This window comes from Flavobacterium faecale (assembly GCF_048320115.1).
Taxonomy (GTDB): domain Bacteria; phylum Bacteroidota; class Bacteroidia; order Flavobacteriales; family Flavobacteriaceae; genus Flavobacterium; species Flavobacterium faecale_A.
Window position 1 is genome coordinate 1,959,229 of the sequence record NZ_CP182943.1, and the last position, 15,609, is coordinate 1,974,837.

The 15,609-nt window shown below is 33.9% G+C and carries 11 protein-coding genes and 1 pseudogene; 7 read left to right on the forward strand and 5 right to left on the reverse strand.

What is annotated here, in order from left to right; translation table 11 throughout:
* Nucleotides 1-47: 47 nt before the first annotated feature.
* The 5 genes from ACNH59_RS08225 (at nucleotide 48) to ACNH59_RS08245 (ending at nucleotide 6,862) form a co-directional block, all read left to right on the forward strand.
* On the forward strand, nucleotides 48-1,574 hold the full coding sequence (locus ACNH59_RS08225; protein ID WP_418262068.1) for a RagB/SusD family nutrient uptake outer membrane protein: 1,527 nt from the start codon (nucleotides 48-50) through the stop codon (nucleotides 1,572-1,574).
* An 8-nt stretch (nucleotides 1,575-1,582) separates the two neighbouring features.
* Nucleotides 1,583-2,713, forward strand: a complete 1,131-nt coding sequence (locus ACNH59_RS08230; protein ID WP_418262069.1) for a hypothetical protein — start codon at nucleotides 1,583-1,585, stop codon at nucleotides 2,711-2,713.
* A 74-nt stretch (nucleotides 2,714-2,787) separates the two neighbouring features.
* Nucleotides 2,788-4,179: an endo-1,4-beta-xylanase gene (locus ACNH59_RS08235; RefSeq protein ID WP_418262070.1), complete on the forward strand. Its 1,392-nt coding sequence runs from the start codon at nucleotides 2,788-2,790 to the stop codon at nucleotides 4,177-4,179.
* Between the two features lie 44 nt (nucleotides 4,180-4,223).
* Nucleotides 4,224-6,026 carry a glycoside hydrolase family 3 protein gene (locus tag ACNH59_RS08240; protein ID WP_418262071.1) on the forward strand — a complete coding sequence of 601 codons (1,803 nt, stop codon included), beginning with the start codon at nucleotides 4,224-4,226 and terminating at the stop codon, nucleotides 6,024-6,026.
* Nucleotides 6,017-6,862 carry a glycoside hydrolase family 3 C-terminal domain-containing protein gene (locus ACNH59_RS08245; protein ID WP_418262072.1) on the forward strand — a complete coding sequence of 282 codons (846 nt, stop codon included), beginning with the start codon at nucleotides 6,017-6,019 and terminating at the stop codon, nucleotides 6,860-6,862. Before ACNH59_RS08240 ends, ACNH59_RS08245 begins: the two co-directional genes overlap by 10 nt.
* 93 nt (nucleotides 6,863-6,955) lie before the next feature.
* Here ACNH59_RS08245 and gcvP read toward each other — a convergent pair whose 3' ends face one another.
* Nucleotides 6,956-9,805, reverse strand: a complete 2,850-nt coding sequence (gene gcvP, locus ACNH59_RS08250) for an aminomethyl-transferring glycine dehydrogenase (protein ID WP_418262073.1) — start codon at nucleotides 9,803-9,805, stop codon at nucleotides 6,956-6,958.
* 226 nt (nucleotides 9,806-10,031) lie between these two features.
* Between gcvP and ACNH59_RS08255 the strand changes: the two genes are divergently transcribed.
* A complete protein-coding gene (locus ACNH59_RS08255) occupies nucleotides 10,032-10,844 on the forward strand; it encodes a hypothetical protein (RefSeq protein WP_418262074.1) in 813 nt (270 codons plus the stop codon).
* Nucleotides 10,845-10,969: 125 nt separating this feature from the next.
* Entirely contained in the window at nucleotides 10,970-12,082 is a 1,113-nt protein-coding gene (locus ACNH59_RS08260) for an ATP-binding protein (RefSeq protein WP_418262075.1), read from the forward strand.
* A gap of 46 nt (nucleotides 12,083-12,128) precedes the next feature.
* On the opposite strand, the pseudogene ACNH59_RS08265 reads toward ACNH59_RS08260, so the two are convergent.
* The 4 genes and pseudogenes from ACNH59_RS08265 to ACNH59_RS08280 all read right to left on the reverse strand — a co-directional run.
* Nucleotides 12,129-12,242: pseudogene (locus ACNH59_RS08265) on the reverse strand (M3 family metallopeptidase); the annotation flags it as partial.
* 4 nt (nucleotides 12,243-12,246) lie between these two features.
* The gene (locus ACNH59_RS08270; RefSeq protein ID WP_418262076.1) at nucleotides 12,247-13,581 is read right to left on the reverse strand and encodes a DNA cytosine methyltransferase; all 1,335 of its coding nucleotides are present in this window, start codon (nucleotides 13,579-13,581) and stop codon (nucleotides 12,247-12,249) included.
* Nucleotides 13,578-14,381, reverse strand: coding sequence for a hypothetical protein (locus tag ACNH59_RS08275; protein ID WP_418262077.1), 804 nt, complete (start codon nucleotides 14,379-14,381; stop codon nucleotides 13,578-13,580). Before ACNH59_RS08275 ends, ACNH59_RS08270 begins: the two co-directional genes overlap by 4 nt.
* 2 nt (nucleotides 14,382-14,383) lie before the next feature.
* Nucleotides 14,384-15,577, reverse strand: a complete 1,194-nt coding sequence (locus tag ACNH59_RS08280) for a hypothetical protein (RefSeq protein WP_418262078.1) — start codon at nucleotides 15,575-15,577, stop codon at nucleotides 14,384-14,386.
* Nucleotides 15,578-15,609 lie beyond the last annotated feature (32 nt).

Genomic DNA, 15,609 nt, shown 5'->3' on the forward strand with positions numbered 1-15,609 from the left:
TAAAATAGCTAACTCAAAAAGATAGTAAGACACTTAAAATATATGTTATGAAAAAAATAATGAAATCTTTTATGATACCACTGCTTATGGCAGTCTTATCTTTGTTTTCTTCGTGCTCAAATGAATTTTTAGATGCACCTTCAGAAAACCAATTAACACCTGCTGATTTACCAGAAGGAGTGACTCCTTTTGACGGAATAGCCGAGAGTATGTACTTCAAACCATGGTTTGCTTTCAATGATAAATTCTTGATTGCTGTAGGGGATATGTATGCCGGAAATGCATTTACATTTGATGGAGCTTACCAGCAATTTAAAGATGCTCAAGTAACATCTCAAAACCCTATTTTGACAGAAGGATATACTTCATTGTTCTCTGTTGTTGATCAAGCTAATAATTTAATGAGTTTAGTTGAGGAAAGAAAAAGTGAGCTTCCAGAGGCTTCTTATAAAAACTCTATTGCCATCTCTAGATTTATGAGAGCCAATGCTTATTTTTATCTTGTAAGAATTTTTGGGGCGGTGCCTATCGTTGCTAAAGCAGGATCAGCCGCACAACCAAAAAGAAACCTTGTGGCTGATGTTTATAAGTTCATCAAATTAGATTTGCAATATGCAGTGGAGAATCTTCCTGAAACATCTGCTAAAAAAGGATATGTAAATAAAACAGTAGCCAAAGGGATATTAGCCAAAGTACATTTGACTTTAAAAGAGTATTCAGAATGTGCAGCTTTGACACAAGAAATAATTAGTAGCCAATATTCTTTAATTCAAGATTACGGAAAATTATTTAGTAGTCCTGAATCTAATAATAGTGCCGAAAGTATGTTTGCTTTACAATGGAAAGCCATCGCAACACAATGGGGAACTCAAAACACAAACCAAGCTTATATTGTTCCTGCAGGAACCGGTATTACAGGTGGTGCTGACGGATGGGGAGTTTACTTGCCTTCCATTTCTTTAATTCAAGGCTTTGAAGCTAATGATAAAAGAAAAATAAATACCATTATGACTGACGGAGATTTTTATCCAGAGTTGCTAATCAATTCAGGAGGATTCAAATACAAAAAAATCTACTCTGCTACTGGGGCTAATTTTAGAAAATACATTGTAGGTTCTGCAGCAGAAAGAAATGATGTGTTCTTTATGAGAACATCACAAAACACAAATATTTTACGATACGCTGATATCTTGTTAATGCATGCTGAGGCTAAGTTAGCTGGTGCAAATTCAACTACTGATGCATCTGCTTTAAAAGCGTTTAATGAAGTAAGAACAAGAGCAGGTTTACCTACTAAAACGGTATTGACAAGAGATGAATTGTTTAATGAAAGAAGGATTGAGTTTGCTCTTGAAGGCCAATACTTTTTCGACCTAAAACGTAGAGGATTAAGTGAAGCAATTAGTATTGTTTCTAAACAAGAAGTAGGTTTTTATTCTGATGATGCAAGAACAATATTGTTGTCAAGAATGATTACACCAGGTGGTAATTATTTTGAATTGCCTTTGCCACAGTCCGCAATTGATACAAACCCTTCGTTGTTAGAAGCAGCTGTACCGTTTAATTTTAATTAATTTTTACTATGACAAATAAAATAAAAAATAGCATTCTTATATTTTTGACTTTAGTTTCCTTTATGGCGTGTCAAAAAGATGATATTGTTGCTTCACAAGTGGATGCAATCGTAGGTGAACCAGGAGATTTGTTAAATCAATCTTTTCCTCTCAAAAAAGTAAGGGTAGAAGGACAATCTTTATCGGGATTAAAACAAATCATTATTGATAATAAAGTGGAGGTAAGTTTTAATCCAGCTTATAACTCTGATAGATCATTCATTTTCACGATTCCATTTGATGTTAGTAAAGGAAGTCGTTTTGGCAAACAAACCATCACATTTATTACTCAAAATGGCACAGTAGTTAAAGATTTTGAAATCTTACGTCCACTTCCTACGATCTCGAGCATAGCTCCTGAAACACCATTAGTGGGAAAAACGGCTGAGGTTACAGGAGATTGGTTTTATGATGTGACTAGTGTGACTTTTAAAGGAAGTCCTATTGGATATTCTGTAAGTTCAGCTAATTCTTTGTTGATAAATATTCCTGCAACAGCAACTTCAGGGGGTGATTTAATTATCACCACACCCGCTGGTTCCGTAAAACGTACTATTGAGGTGAGCTTAGGTTTTACAATTGTTAATGTAACTGATTTTGATGGTAATGGTGTAAGACCTGGTTCAGGATGGTTTTCTTATGGTGATGTAGCTTCATTCAATGCTTCAGCAACAGGTGGTCCAACGGGTAATTTTGCACAGTATTCATGGGCAGGTGCCACTGCAAATGGCTATAATGGTAGTAGTGGTGGTGAAGGAACAGCCTTTTTTGCAGCCAATCCAAGCTATACTGATGCTACTAAAACTTATCTTGACATTGATGTGAGTGCTAGTGTTGCCAATGCTCATTTTGCTATCCAATTAAACACTATTGACGGGAAAAATTACGGATACAATTTCAAAGTAGCTTCTACTGATTGGACAACTAAATCAATATTAGTTGCTGACTTTAAAGATAATTATGGTTATGGAGGAAACTCAGCAGGTACTAATTTAGATGTTTCTAAAATTAAAGAAATCAAAATAGCAATAGTACAAGGTGACACACCAAATCCTACCACAATAAAATTTGATAATATTAAATTAAAATATAAAATTTAAGTTGACACCTTCTTCAATTTAAAATTAAAAAAGGTTGTAGTGAACCTACAGCCTTTTTCTTAAAAAAAATATTTATGAAAAATAAAATTTTGCTTATTTGCACCATGATTTTGTTCTCTTTTACTTCTTGTTCAAATGAGAATGAAGGAATGAATAATGGCCTGAAAATACCCATGGCTAATGCTGCCGCTGATGTAACTAATACGAGCTTTAGAGCCAAGTGGAATTATGTTTCCTTATCGAAAACGTATCTTTTGGATGTTTCATTAAGCCCTGATTTTGCCACTTTTGTACCTAATTATAACTCAAAAGTTGTTACAGATTTAAATGAAGTTGTAACAGGACTTGATGGTGGAACTAAATATTATTACAGAGTAAGAGCCCAAAATGAAAGTCAAATTTCGGTTTATTCTAATGTAATTACTGTAATCACAACCGGCTCAAGTGTAATTCCTGAAGATCCTACTTTCCTTAAAGTGAAAGCGAACAAATTGGCTAATCCATTTTTTGTAGGAGTAGCTATTAAGGCAAATCAATTAACATCAGGAAGCGCTTATGATGTGGTTTTGAAAAACGAATTCAGCAGTATTTCGGCTGAATACGAAATGAAAATGGATCCTATCTCTACTGCTAGTGGTGTTTACAATTGGTCTGCAGCTGATAAAATTGTAAAATACGGAAATGACAACGGAATTAATGTTCACGGTCATGCCTTAGTTTGGCATAATGCCGTTCCAGCTTGGTTAAAAAACTTTAAAGGGACAGATGCTGAATTTGCACTTGAAGTAAAAAAATACATTACTGATGTAGTTACAAGATATGCTGGAAAAGTAAAATCTTGGGACGTAGTCAATGAAGCAGTAGCTGATAACGGCACTATGAGAAGCACCGTCTTTCTTACCAGAATGGGGCCAGATTATGTGAAAGATTGTTTCAAATGGGCACGCGAAGCCGCAAACGCAGCAGGTGACAAGGATTTGTTGTTGTTTTATAATGATTATGCCACATCGGATAATTTACCTAAACAAAATCAAGTATATGTAATTGTTGATGCTCTAAAAGCAGCTTCTTTAATTGATGGTGTAGGTTTTCAAATGCACAATACTTATTTAAGCCCAACCAAAGCTCAAATAGAAACGGATATTAATAAGGCTGTAGCCAAAGGATTGAAAATTCATATTTCGGAATTAGATATGGCAATGAACCCGAAAGGAGATATTACGACTTTTACAAACGAAAGGAATTTGCTTCAAAAAGCTAAATACAAAGAGATTGTGAAAATCTACAACGCTTTACCAAAAGCAAATAAATATGCCTTAACAGTGTGGGGATTCAAAGACAATGAATCTTGGATTCCATTCAACTCAGTTGATTTAAATAGACCATGGAATGATTGGCCATTACTTTTTGATGCTAATTTCAAAATTAAAAGCGCACACACTGGTTTCTTAGAAGGTTTAGACTAGTAACAAACTAAACCTGATTTCTAAAGTAATAAAATGAAGAATAGATGATGAATAAAAAAACAATGCTATCAATATTACTATTGGTAGCAATTGTTTCTTGTCAAACACAACGACAATTAACAATATATAAAGACACAACTAAATCATTTGAAGAAAGAGCGAAATTTATCGTTTCTCAAATGACACTGGAAGAAAAAGTCTCACAAATGTCTTATGAATCTCCAGCTATCGATAGGTTAGGGATTCCTGAAATGAACTGGTGGAATGAGTGTTTACATGGTGTTGCTCGCGCTGGTGTTGCAACTGTATTCCCTCAAGGTATTGGGATGAGTGCTATGTGGGATAGAAAACAAATGTTTAAAATCTCCGATGCCATTTCAGATGAAGCTAGAGCAAAACACCATGATTTTGCCTCCAGAAATAAAAGAGGTATTTATCAAGGATTAACATTTTGGACACCCAATATTAATGTTTTTAGAGATCCTCGTTGGGGTAGAGGTATGGAAACCTACGGTGAAGATCCTTATTTAACAGGAGAATTGGCAGTTCAATTTGTCAAAGGGTTACAAGGTAACGATCCTAAATATTATAAAATTATAGCAACCGCTAAACATTTTGTAGTACACAGCGGACCCGAAAGTGAAAGACATAGCTTTAACGCAGAACCAGATGACTTTGATATGATTAATACCTATAGTCCGCAATTTGAAAAAGTGGTCAAAGAGGCTAAAGTGTATTCGGTGATGTGTGCTTACAATAGCTTTAAAGGATTGCCTTGTTGCGGAAACAAAGACTTGAGTGATTTGCTTCGTAACGATTGGGGATTCAAAGGGTATATTGTTTCTGATTGTTGGGCTGTAAAAGATTTTTACGACAAAGGAGCGCATGAAGTTGTTGCTACTAAAGAAGAAGCTAGTGCCATGGCGGTAAAAGCAGGTACTGATCTAAACTGTGGTGATTCTTATCCTTCATTAGTCAAAGCAGTTCAGCAAAAATTAATTACTGAGGAAGAATTGAATGTTTCCTTAGAACGCTTAATTGTTGCTAGAATGAAATTGGGTCTTTTTGCTCCTAAAGGGGATGTGATTTTTGAGAAAATACCTTTTAGTGTTGTAGATTCTGAGGTGCATCGATTGTTAGCACTTGAATCTGCTAGAAAATCATTGGTACTATTAAAAAATGAAAATGACCTTTTACCTTTAAATAAAAATCTTAAAAAAGTAGCTGTCATTGGACCTAATGCTAATGAATTAGATGTTTTATTAGGAAACTATAATGGCTATCCATCAAACGGAATTACACCATTCAAAGGGATTCAAAATAAATTGCCTAATGCACAAGTGCAGTATGCACAAGGTTGTAGTCTAGCAGATGGCTTACCAACTCTAGCACCTGTTCCTGCTACTGTTTTGTTCACTGACGCAAGTTGTAAGACTAATGGATTAAATGCGGAATATTTTTCAAATGTGAAAATGAACGGTGAACCTTTGCACAAGCAGGTTGATCAGCAAGTTGATTTTACTTGGAAGACAACGCCTCCTTTCAAGGATTTGAGTTATGACAAATACAGTGCAAGATGGACGGGTTATATTTCTGTTCCGGAGTCAGGAAAATATGCATTGGGTGGTGAGGCTTTCTCAAGTATCAAAGTCTATTTAGATGATAAATTAGTAGTAGAAAGAGAAGACGTTCACGAACCAAAGAAAATTTATGAATTTGTTGAACTCGAAGCTAAAAAAGTTTATAAAATTAGACTAGAGTATGTTCAAAATAATACGGAGCGTGCCATCATGCGTTTCTTGTGGGATACACCTAATAATAATCTTGAAAAGAAGCTTTGGCTATAGCCAAAGAATCGGATGTGGTGGTTTTATGTATGGGATTAAGTCCAATGCTTGAAGGAGAAGAAATGAAAGTACATGTTCCTGGTTTTTCTGGAGGAGACCGCTTGGATATTAAATTACCCGATGCACAAACCCGATTGATGAAAAAAATTAAAGAACTAGGGAAACCCATGGTATTAGTCATGCTTAATGGAAGTGCTCTTGCCATCAATTGGGAAAATCAAAACATCCCTGCAATTATTGAAGCTTGGTATCCAGGTCAAGCAGGAGGAACAGCTATTGCAGATGTACTTTTTGGCGATTACAATCCTGCAGGACGTTTGCCTCTTACTTTTTATAAAGATATTAATGATATTCCTGCTTTTAACGATTATAGTATGAAAGGAAAAACATATCGTTATTTTAAAGGAGATCCTTTGTATGATTTCGGTTTTGGACTGAGTTATGCTGACTTTAAATATTCTGATTTGGCTATCAAAGAATCAGTTAATGCTGGTGATGAAATCAAAATAGAAGTAGCTGTTACCAATACCTCCAAAGTGGATGGTGATGAAGTCGTTCAAGTGTATTTTACCAATGTAAAAGAGGATGAAAAACAAACCAATAGAACGTTAATCGGTTTTGAAAGGGTTTTTGTGAAAGCATCTGAAACTAAGAAAGTGTCTTTTACCATTCAGCCTAAACAGTTAGCACAATTTATAACCAATAGTGGTTTAGTATTGTCTCCTGGTGAAATAGTATTTTCTGTAGGAGGAATGCAACCTAATGAAAAGCGAATAAAAGAGCGTACAGTTATTACTAAAAAAATCAATGTAACAGGAATCCCAGTCGTGTTTTAAGTACAAAGAGTAGAATGATAAAGCCCCAAATTCTAAATAAATAGAATTTGGGGCTTTTTTATGTGTTCTCTAAATTTGAAAAGCTGATACATTCTAGCTTTCCATATAAGCTTCAATAGGAGCACAACTGCACACTAAATTTCTATCTCCAAAAGCATCATCGGCTCTACGAACTGTTGGCCAAAATTTATTTTCGGCAATGTATTCTAATGGAAAAGCAGCTTGTTCTCTAGTGTATGGGAAGTTCCATGTTTCGGCAGTTAGCATTGCTAATGTATGCGGTGCATTTTTTAGAACGTTATTTTTGTCTTCAATTGTAGCAGCTTCAATTTCTTTACGAATTGAAATCATCGCATCACAAAAACGATCTAATTCATCTAAGTTTTCACTTTCTGTAGGTTCAATCATTAAAGTTCCAGCAACTGGGAAAGAAACCGTAGGAGCGTGGAAACCGTAATCCATCAAACGTTTAGCAATATCAGTAACTTCAATTCCTTTTTGTTTGAAAGGGCGACATTCTAAAATCATTTCGTGAGCCGCACGCCCCATTTCTCCAGAATATAAAGTATCGTAATGACCGCTTAATTTTTCTTTAATGTAATTCGCATTCAAAATAGCGTGTTCTGTTGATGATTTTAAACCTTCAGCACCTAACATTTTGATGTATCCGTATGAAATTAAGCAAACTAAAGCAGAGCCCCATGGCGCTGCAGAAATTGCTGTAATAGCATTTGAACCACCTGTTGGAATAATAGGATTGTTTGGTAAAAATGGTGCCAATTGTGGTGCTACGCAAATAGGTCCTACACCTGGTCCACCACCACCGTGAGGGATAGCAAATGTTTTGTGTAGGTTTAAGTGGCAAACGTCAGCACCGATAGTTGCAGGATTTGTTAATCCTACTTGGGCATTCATATTCGCACCATCCATATATACTTGACCACCGTTATCATGAACGATTTTAGTAATTTCTTTGATAGCACTTTCATAAACACCGTGTGTTGATGGATACGTAATCATTACACATGATAAATTGTCTTTGTGTAAAATCGCTTTTTCACGTAAATCTTCTACGTCAATATTTCCATTTTCTAGTGTTTTGGTAACAACGACTTTCATTCCTGCCATAGCTGCTGATGCCGGATTGGTACCGTGAGCCGATGAAGGAATCAAAGCAATATTTCTGTGGTGATCTCCTCTTGATTGGTGGTAGGCTTGAATCACCATCAATCCTGCATATTCTCCTTGTGCGCCTGAGTTAGGTTGCAAAGTAGTTGCTGCAAAACCAGTAATTTCATTTAAGTACTCTTCTAATTTTGATAACATTTCTTGGTATCCTTGCGCTTGGTCTAGTGGAGCAAACGGGTGAATACTGTTCCAACTTGGAGCACTTAATGGCAACATTTCGGCAGCAGCATTCAATTTCATCGTACAAGAACCTAACGAAATCATTGAGTGATTTAATGCTAAATCTTTGCGCTCTAACATTTTGATGTAACGCATCAAAGCAGTTTCAGAGTGGTATTTATTGAATACTTCGTGTTGTAAGAAGCTTGAAGTTCTTATTAAACTTTCTGGGAAATGAAGTGTTTCTGATAATTCACTGATGGTGATGGTTGCTAATTCTTTTGCTGCGGCAAAAATAGAAACAACTTTGTTCAAATCTCCAAAACCGATGGTTTCATTCAACGAAATAGAAACGGTATTTTCGGTTGGATAAAAGAAATTTACCTCATTAGCTTCGGCAATTTCACGTATTTTTTTAGCGTCTGCTTTAATAACAATCGTGTCAAAGAAAGCCGTATTGGTTTGCTCATAACCTAATTTTGCCAAAGTATTTGCTAATGTCACTGCTGATGCGTGAACTTTTGTAGCAATATATTTCAATCCTCTAGGTCCGTGATAAACAGCATACATACTTGCCATAACCGACAATAAAACCTGTGCTGTACAAATGTTGGAAGTTGCTTTATCACGTTTGATGTGTTGTTCGCGTGTTTGCAATGCCATACGTAGCGCACGATTTCCGTCAGTATCTACGGTTACACCGATGATTCTTCCTGGCATACTACGTTTGTATTCTTCTTTGGTAGCAAAATAAGCAGCATGAGGACCACCATAACCTAACGGAATTCCGAAACGTTGTGTTGTTCCCAAAACTACTGCAGCTCCCATTTCTCCTGGAGGTTTTAATTTAGCCAAACTCAGAATATCAGCTGCAACTGCTACTTTGATATCGTTTTCAGCTGCTTTTGCAATGAAATCAGTGTAGTCGTTTACTTGTCCAAATTTCCCTGGGTATTGTAAAATAGCTCCGAAAAATTCTTCGGAGAAATCAAATTCTTCGTGATTTCCTACTACTAATTCTACGCCAATTGGAGTAGAACGTGTTTGTAAAACAGATAAGGTTTGTGGTAAAATCTCTTCAGACACAAAGAATTTGCACACATTTGCTTTCTTTTGTTCGCGAGTTCTAACATCTAATAACAATGCCATAGCTTCGGCTGCTGCTGTTCCTTCATCAAGAAGGGATGCATTAGCAATTTCCATTCCTGATAATTCGATAACCGTAGTTTGGAAATTCAAGATAGCTTCTAGACGACCTTGAGCAATTTCTGCTTGGTAAGGTGTGTATGCTGTGTACCATCCTGGGCTTTCAAAAACATTTCTTTGGATTACGGCAGGAACAATCGCTTGGTTGTATCCTAAACCGATATAGGTTTTGAACATTTTGTTCTTGCTTCCTAACAACGTAATATGTTTTAAATATTCATATTCCGTCATGGCTGGATCCAAATTTAAAGGTGCTTTTAGACGAATATCATCTGGAAGTGTCTCGTAAATAAGTCGGTCAATTGACTCAACTCCGATTGTTTTCAACATCTGTTGTAGGTCTGATTCCTCAGGACCTATGTGTCTTAAAGCAAAAGCATCTGTTTTCATTTGTAGATAGTATCTGTTTTTAATCGGAAAATGGAATTAGCATAGCACTTCATTCGTTTCATTTAGAAATCCAAGTTCATGCTTATTTCATTTAAATGTAAAAAGGTTGTTTTTTTGTGGCGCAAAAATAAACATAATTCCGTTTTAAATCGTTGTTTTTTAGGATTCATTTTATTTGGGTAAAAGGATTTTATAAACATTTTGGTGAAATGATTATTTTTGTTAGATGATTCGTATTCAGGCCCTTTTTGATTTTTACCTCAAATCCAGTATTCACGTGGCTTTATCGGTCTATGCATTGGTACGAATGACACAATTCATGTTTGGGATTCCATATGATGTCCCCATTGCCTTATTTTCGTTTTTTGGAACTATAGTGGGGTATAACTTTGTGAAATACGATGCTTTGGCTCGTGCCAAAAAAAGAATGATGCGTAACGAATTGAAATTGATTGCTTTTTTGAGTTTTATTTCGTTTTTGGCGGTTGGTTATTATTTTTTCAAGTTGGAACGCAATACGCAGTTGGTAGCAATAGGGGTTTTGTTGTTGACTTTGTTGTATACCTTACCTTTTTTTCCAAACCGTAAAAACGCTCGCAACTGGGCGGGAGTGAAGATTTATATAGTGGCTTTATGTTGGGTGGGAGTGACTTTGCTATTGCCCTTGGTGAATGCGCATCAGGATTTAGGATTTGATTTTTTTATCAAATGCATTCAACGGTTTGTATTAGTCTTTAACTTGATTTTGGTTTTTGAAATTATCGATTTAACCAAGGACGACCCACACCTCAAAACGGTTCCGCAACAAATAGGAGTGAAGCGTACCAAAATTCTAGGTTTGTTATTGTTGCTTCCGTTTTATTTTTTAGAGTTTTTAAAAACTAATTTTATCCAAAAGCAGTTAGTCGTCAATGTGATATTGGTTGTTTTGCTGGCTTTATTTTTGATTTTTGCCAACGAAAAACGCTCTAAGTATTATTCGTCCTTTTGGGTCGAAAGCATCCCGATTCTTTGGTGGTTGATGGTAGTTTTACTTTAAAAAGACTAATATTGGTGAACATAATCACCAAATAATACCTTAAATTGGTGAACATAATCACCAAATAATACCTTAAATTGGTGAATAGAATGTTTTTTTTGTACATTTGTTTTAAAATTAAACAAATGATACATAGGTTTTTAACTTCTAATATAACATCGCGACTCAATAAAGGGAAAGCAATTGTACTTATAGGACCTCGTCAAGTAGGAAAAACTACTATGGTTCATGAGTTGTTAAAAGGGATTCCTTTTTTGTTTCTTGATGGAGATGATGCTGTTGTGGTAGAAACTTTGTCGAATGCGAATACCGAAACGTTAAAAAATATAATAGGTGACTATAAATATGTTTTTATTGATGAGGTACAACGCATACCCAATATTGGTTTGAAATTAAAAATCATTGTTGACCAAATCAAAGATGTTCAGGTGATTGTAAGTGGTTCGTCTGCTTTTGATATCAATCATGTGACACAAGAACCGCTTACAGGACGAAAGTTTGAATACCATTTGTATCCTATTTCGTGGAATGAATTTGAAAAAAATGTTGGTTATATAAAAGCGCAACAACAATTGGAAATTCGAATGTTGTATGGGATGTATCCTGATGTGATTAATAATCTAGGAAATGAATATGAAATTCTTAAAAACTTAGTGTCGAGTTATTTGTATAAAGATATTTTGAGCTTGGCTGGGATTCGGAAATCCGAAGTTTTGGAGAAAATTTTACAGGCTTTAGCGTTTCAAATAGGAAGCGAAGTGAGTTATAATGAAATCGCCCAACTTGTAGGAGTGGATAAAAATACAGTTAGTAATTATATTGATTTACTCGAAAAAAGCTTTGTGATTTTTAGACTAAATAGTTTTACCAGAAACCATAGAAACGAGATTAAAGCCAATAAAAAAATCTATTTTTATGATACTGGGGTTCGTAATATGTTGATTGGAAATTTTAATTTTTTAGAGTTCCGACAAGACAAAGGGGCACTTTGGGAGAATTTTTTAATTTCCGAAAGAATTAAATTATTAAGTTATGAAAATCGGAATGCCAAACCATATTTTTGGCGTACTACCCAGCAACAAGAAGTGGATTATGTAGAGGTGGTTGCCGATGAAGTAAATGCTTTTGAAATAAAATGGAAAGCTAAGAAAGCAAAACTGCCGAAGGCGTTTTCAGATAATTATTCAGGGAATTTTACTGTTGTTACAGCAGATAATTTTAGGGAGTTTTTGAAATAAAAAACCCGAAGCATTTCTACTTCGGGTTGTATTCTGTATTTAATTTCTATAACAACCCCGCTCTTTTCAACAAAGCATCTGGTTTTGGTTCTTGACCTCTAAAGCGTTTGTATAATTCCATTGGTGGTTCAGTGCCTCCTTTAGAGAGAATGTTTTCTTTTATATTAACTGTTTTCAACTAATTGATTTACTGTTTCAATTGGATTGTTATTGTCTAAATCATTAATTAAATTTTCGGCAATTATTTTTACTAAATTAGCATTTACAGCATTCCCAAGAGCACCAAAACAACTACCCAAATTTTTTGGTAAAGAGATTCCATTTAATGATTGAATTCTAGCTCCTTCGGATGAAGTGATATATCTATTTTCCCATCCTATTATTGGTATTTGAGTACTAACTGTTACTAATGAGGGGAAAAAATCAGTTTTTTTAATTCTAACTCCAGAACCTCTAAATTGTATTATATATTTTGATAGATCTCTTTCTCCTCCTTGAACATTCCATTCAAATTTTTGCCAACTTGATACCCCTAGTTTTTTTATTTTTTCAACTACGGGTTCTAATTCAGTTCTGTATTTTTCGTAAAAGGCTCTATTACTTCTAATGTAGTGTTTTTTCCAATTTGGAAAAGGTATTGGTTTTTTTGTTTTTTTGTCAAGTTGATTTTTTTTAACATAGTTAGGTAAATTGTTAAATTTTTCTTCACGAGTCATTCCTTTTAATGGAATTCCAAAATTCCCTTTTGAATTTTCTAAAGTATAATCTGGAGTTCTAAAAGGAATTTCATCTTCAAAAGGATAAGTTGCACCAAATTCCATACTCCAAATAGGAAAACTAGGAAGGTTGTCGTTTAATGGGATGCAGTTAATGAATTCTTGCCATAATTTTAAAACTTCAATTTTTTCATCTTCAAGTTTAGTAAAGTTTGAAGGTGTTTTTTCTAAAAAATCTAAAACGGATTTTGTAGAATCTTTTTTTTCAGGCCAATTAAAGTGATTTAAGCCATTTTTTGAACCAATTATGAAAATTCTTTCTCTATGTTGAGGAATTCCAAAATTATGTGGGGATAAAATTTTATCATCAATATGATATTTTATTTTATTCTCTAGTTTATCCTTTATATACTTCCAAGTATTGAAATTATCATGACTTTTTAAGTTTCTTACATTTTCTAAAATAAAATATTTTGGCTTGTGATAATCTATTATCTCTACTAATTTGTCAAAAAGGTTGCCGTTTCTTTCATCTTCCAGGCCTAATTGATCCCCCGCTTTTGAGAATGGCTGACATGGAAATCCAGCACACAAAATGTCGAAATGGGGTATTTCTTCAATTCTAACTTTTGTAATATCCCTGTTTACATCAATGCCAAAATTTTGTTCATATAGTTTAGCTAAATGTTCTTTTTTTTCACTGGCAAATACACACTCATGTCCCAGTTCTTCTAAGGCAACATGAAATCCTCCTAAGCCAGCAAATAAGTCAATAAACCTCATATTCCCTCATTAATTTTATCACTGCACCATTTGGATACTTCTTCTCTTAAAGCAGTATCAACATCTTTTTCATATAAAAAATTATATATCCTAAGTCTGTCAATTAACATTCCAAAGGCAGAAGTGCTTTTTTTCCATGTTGTATTCTCGACAAATTCCACTGTCGAAATTGACTGAATAATATTTTCTCTATACCATTTAATGTATAGTCCCCAATTATTCATATTGATAGGTTTTTTAGCTCCCCAATGTTTGCCCGCAGCACATTGTAATAATACATATAAGTTTGAACTTCTATTATCGTCAAAAAGCTTATAACCAATAACATCCACTCCGTCATCTTTATAAGTGTGATGTGCTTGTAAAACTCTATCTTCATAGCATGTATTTCCTATATCGTCTAAATAATCATTGAAACTTTTACCTGAAGGAAAACCTAAAATAAAAACTTCTCCATTTAAAAAGTTTTTTAATGCTTGTGCGGATATTTTTTCAAATAAGGAAGTGCCGTTAGTTTTATCTTTCGCACCATTGTAAGAATAATATAGGCACAAAAAATATTCAGGAATTTCAGACCAAGAGTAATTTGGTGTTATTTTGTTGTTTGAAATAGTATAAATAGGTTTTTTATATAAATAAATTCGTGATTCTAATATACTTATCCATTCATCAACAATTGTTTCGTCTTCACCACTTAGGCTACAAATTAGTGATTTACTTAAAGTTTTATTGTTTTTAAGTAAATTTAACTCTAACCATTCAATTTCTCTACCTGTTTTAAAACCAATATATTCAGACATAACTATGATAAATTAGATTTAAGTGCTTCAATGAGGTGTTCAATTTCAGAAACTTTATCTAATAATTCTGTGTCATTTTTATATTTGTAGGCAAATTTTAAAGATTCTTGCATTGCTCTACTTGCATCGGTTAATTTTTTTGATAGATATTCTCTTTCTCCATTTGTTCTCTCATATGCACCATTTAAATCTTTGTATTTTATCAAATATTCAATAGCCTCTTGTTTTTTAACTACATGGCTTAAAGTATTTGTGATATTTCTAGAATCAGTTAAAACGGGTTGTTCATTGGTGTCTATATTACCATATATCCAAGTTAGTATATTTTTGAAATTCTCAGATTTATCAGAAGTAATTAATTCTGAATCCAAGTCTACTTTAGAATAAGCTTCAACTCCTAGATATTCTCTTATTGAAGCTGAATTATATGCAACAGTTAACAATGAAAATTTATTAATAATTGGGCGAACATTGAATTCTAAATTTTCCTTAGCTTCTAAGTATAATTTATAGGTTATATATTGTTTTCTCAGTTTGTCTGATCTGTCACCTACAACTTTTTGAACTTGTTTTATAGATTCTGCAATTGAAAGCCCATTTTCAAGTTCTTGTTCTATTACAGTTGCTGTATAAGCAGCTTGAGCAAAAGCTTCCCACTTAAGTAACCCTGCTATATGTCTTACTCCAAGATAAGATGATACATCTTTTCTTTTTTCATAAATAATACAAGGAATATTTGAAATATCGAATATTATAGATTCATTCTCAGTCTTAGGGTAAAATTTATCTATGCCTAAGTCTTTTCTTAATTTTATATTTGTTATTAGTTTTATTGCAGATGTTCTTCTGTTTCCCTCAACTACAGTAAAACTAATCTCATCATTGTCGATTAAATTTTTTAATGCACCAGCTAAATCATCTGGGTTTGGATAATTAGAAAAAGAAAATGTAGGAGGAATTTTATTTGGTACTACAATTATCGGTTCTTCATCAAAGTATCCGTTTTCAACTAATGACATAGCAACAACTTCAGTGTCAAAATTTTCATAGAGCACTGAAATCAAATCAAATTGAGAAGATTCATTTGGGTTTTCTAAATACGGAACAAGTCTAGGGTTTTTATTATCAACCTCTATTAGATTAATATTTATATCTAGTTGTGGTCTTCTATTACCTTTACCTGCAAAATCACTCATATTAGTAGCTTTTTTTAAATACAAATATACAT

What these genes read in the sequence shown, in the direction of transcription:
- ACNH59_RS08225 (WP_418262068.1), top strand. Translation starts at nt 48, where the DNA reads ATGAAAAAAATAATGAAATCTTTTATGATACCACTGCTTATGGCAGTC.
- ACNH59_RS08240 (WP_418262071.1), top strand. Translation starts at nt 4,224, where the DNA reads ATGATGAATAAAAAAACAATGCTATCAATATTACTATTGGTAGCAATT.
- ACNH59_RS08270 (WP_418262076.1), bottom strand. Translation starts at nt 13,581, where the DNA reads ATGAGGTTTATTGACTTATTTGCTGGCTTAGGAGGATTTCATGTTGCC.
- ACNH59_RS08280 (WP_418262078.1), bottom strand. Translation starts at nt 15,577, where the DNA reads ATGAGTGATTTTGCAGGTAAAGGTAATAGAAGACCACAACTAGATATA.
- gcvP (WP_418262073.1), bottom strand. Translation starts at nt 9,805, where the DNA reads ATGAAAACAGATGCTTTTGCTTTAAGACACATAGGTCCTGAGGAATCA.
- ACNH59_RS08230 (WP_418262069.1), top strand. Translation starts at nt 1,583, where the DNA reads ATGACAAATAAAATAAAAAATAGCATTCTTATATTTTTGACTTTAGTT.
- ACNH59_RS08275 (WP_418262077.1), bottom strand. Translation starts at nt 14,381, where the DNA reads ATGTCTGAATATATTGGTTTTAAAACAGGTAGAGAAATTGAATGGTTA.
- ACNH59_RS08255 (WP_418262074.1), top strand. Translation starts at nt 10,032, where the DNA reads ATGATTCGTATTCAGGCCCTTTTTGATTTTTACCTCAAATCCAGTATT.
- ACNH59_RS08260 (WP_418262075.1), top strand. Translation starts at nt 10,970, where the DNA reads ATGATACATAGGTTTTTAACTTCTAATATAACATCGCGACTCAATAAA.
- ACNH59_RS08235 (WP_418262070.1), top strand. Translation starts at nt 2,788, where the DNA reads ATGAAAAATAAAATTTTGCTTATTTGCACCATGATTTTGTTCTCTTTT.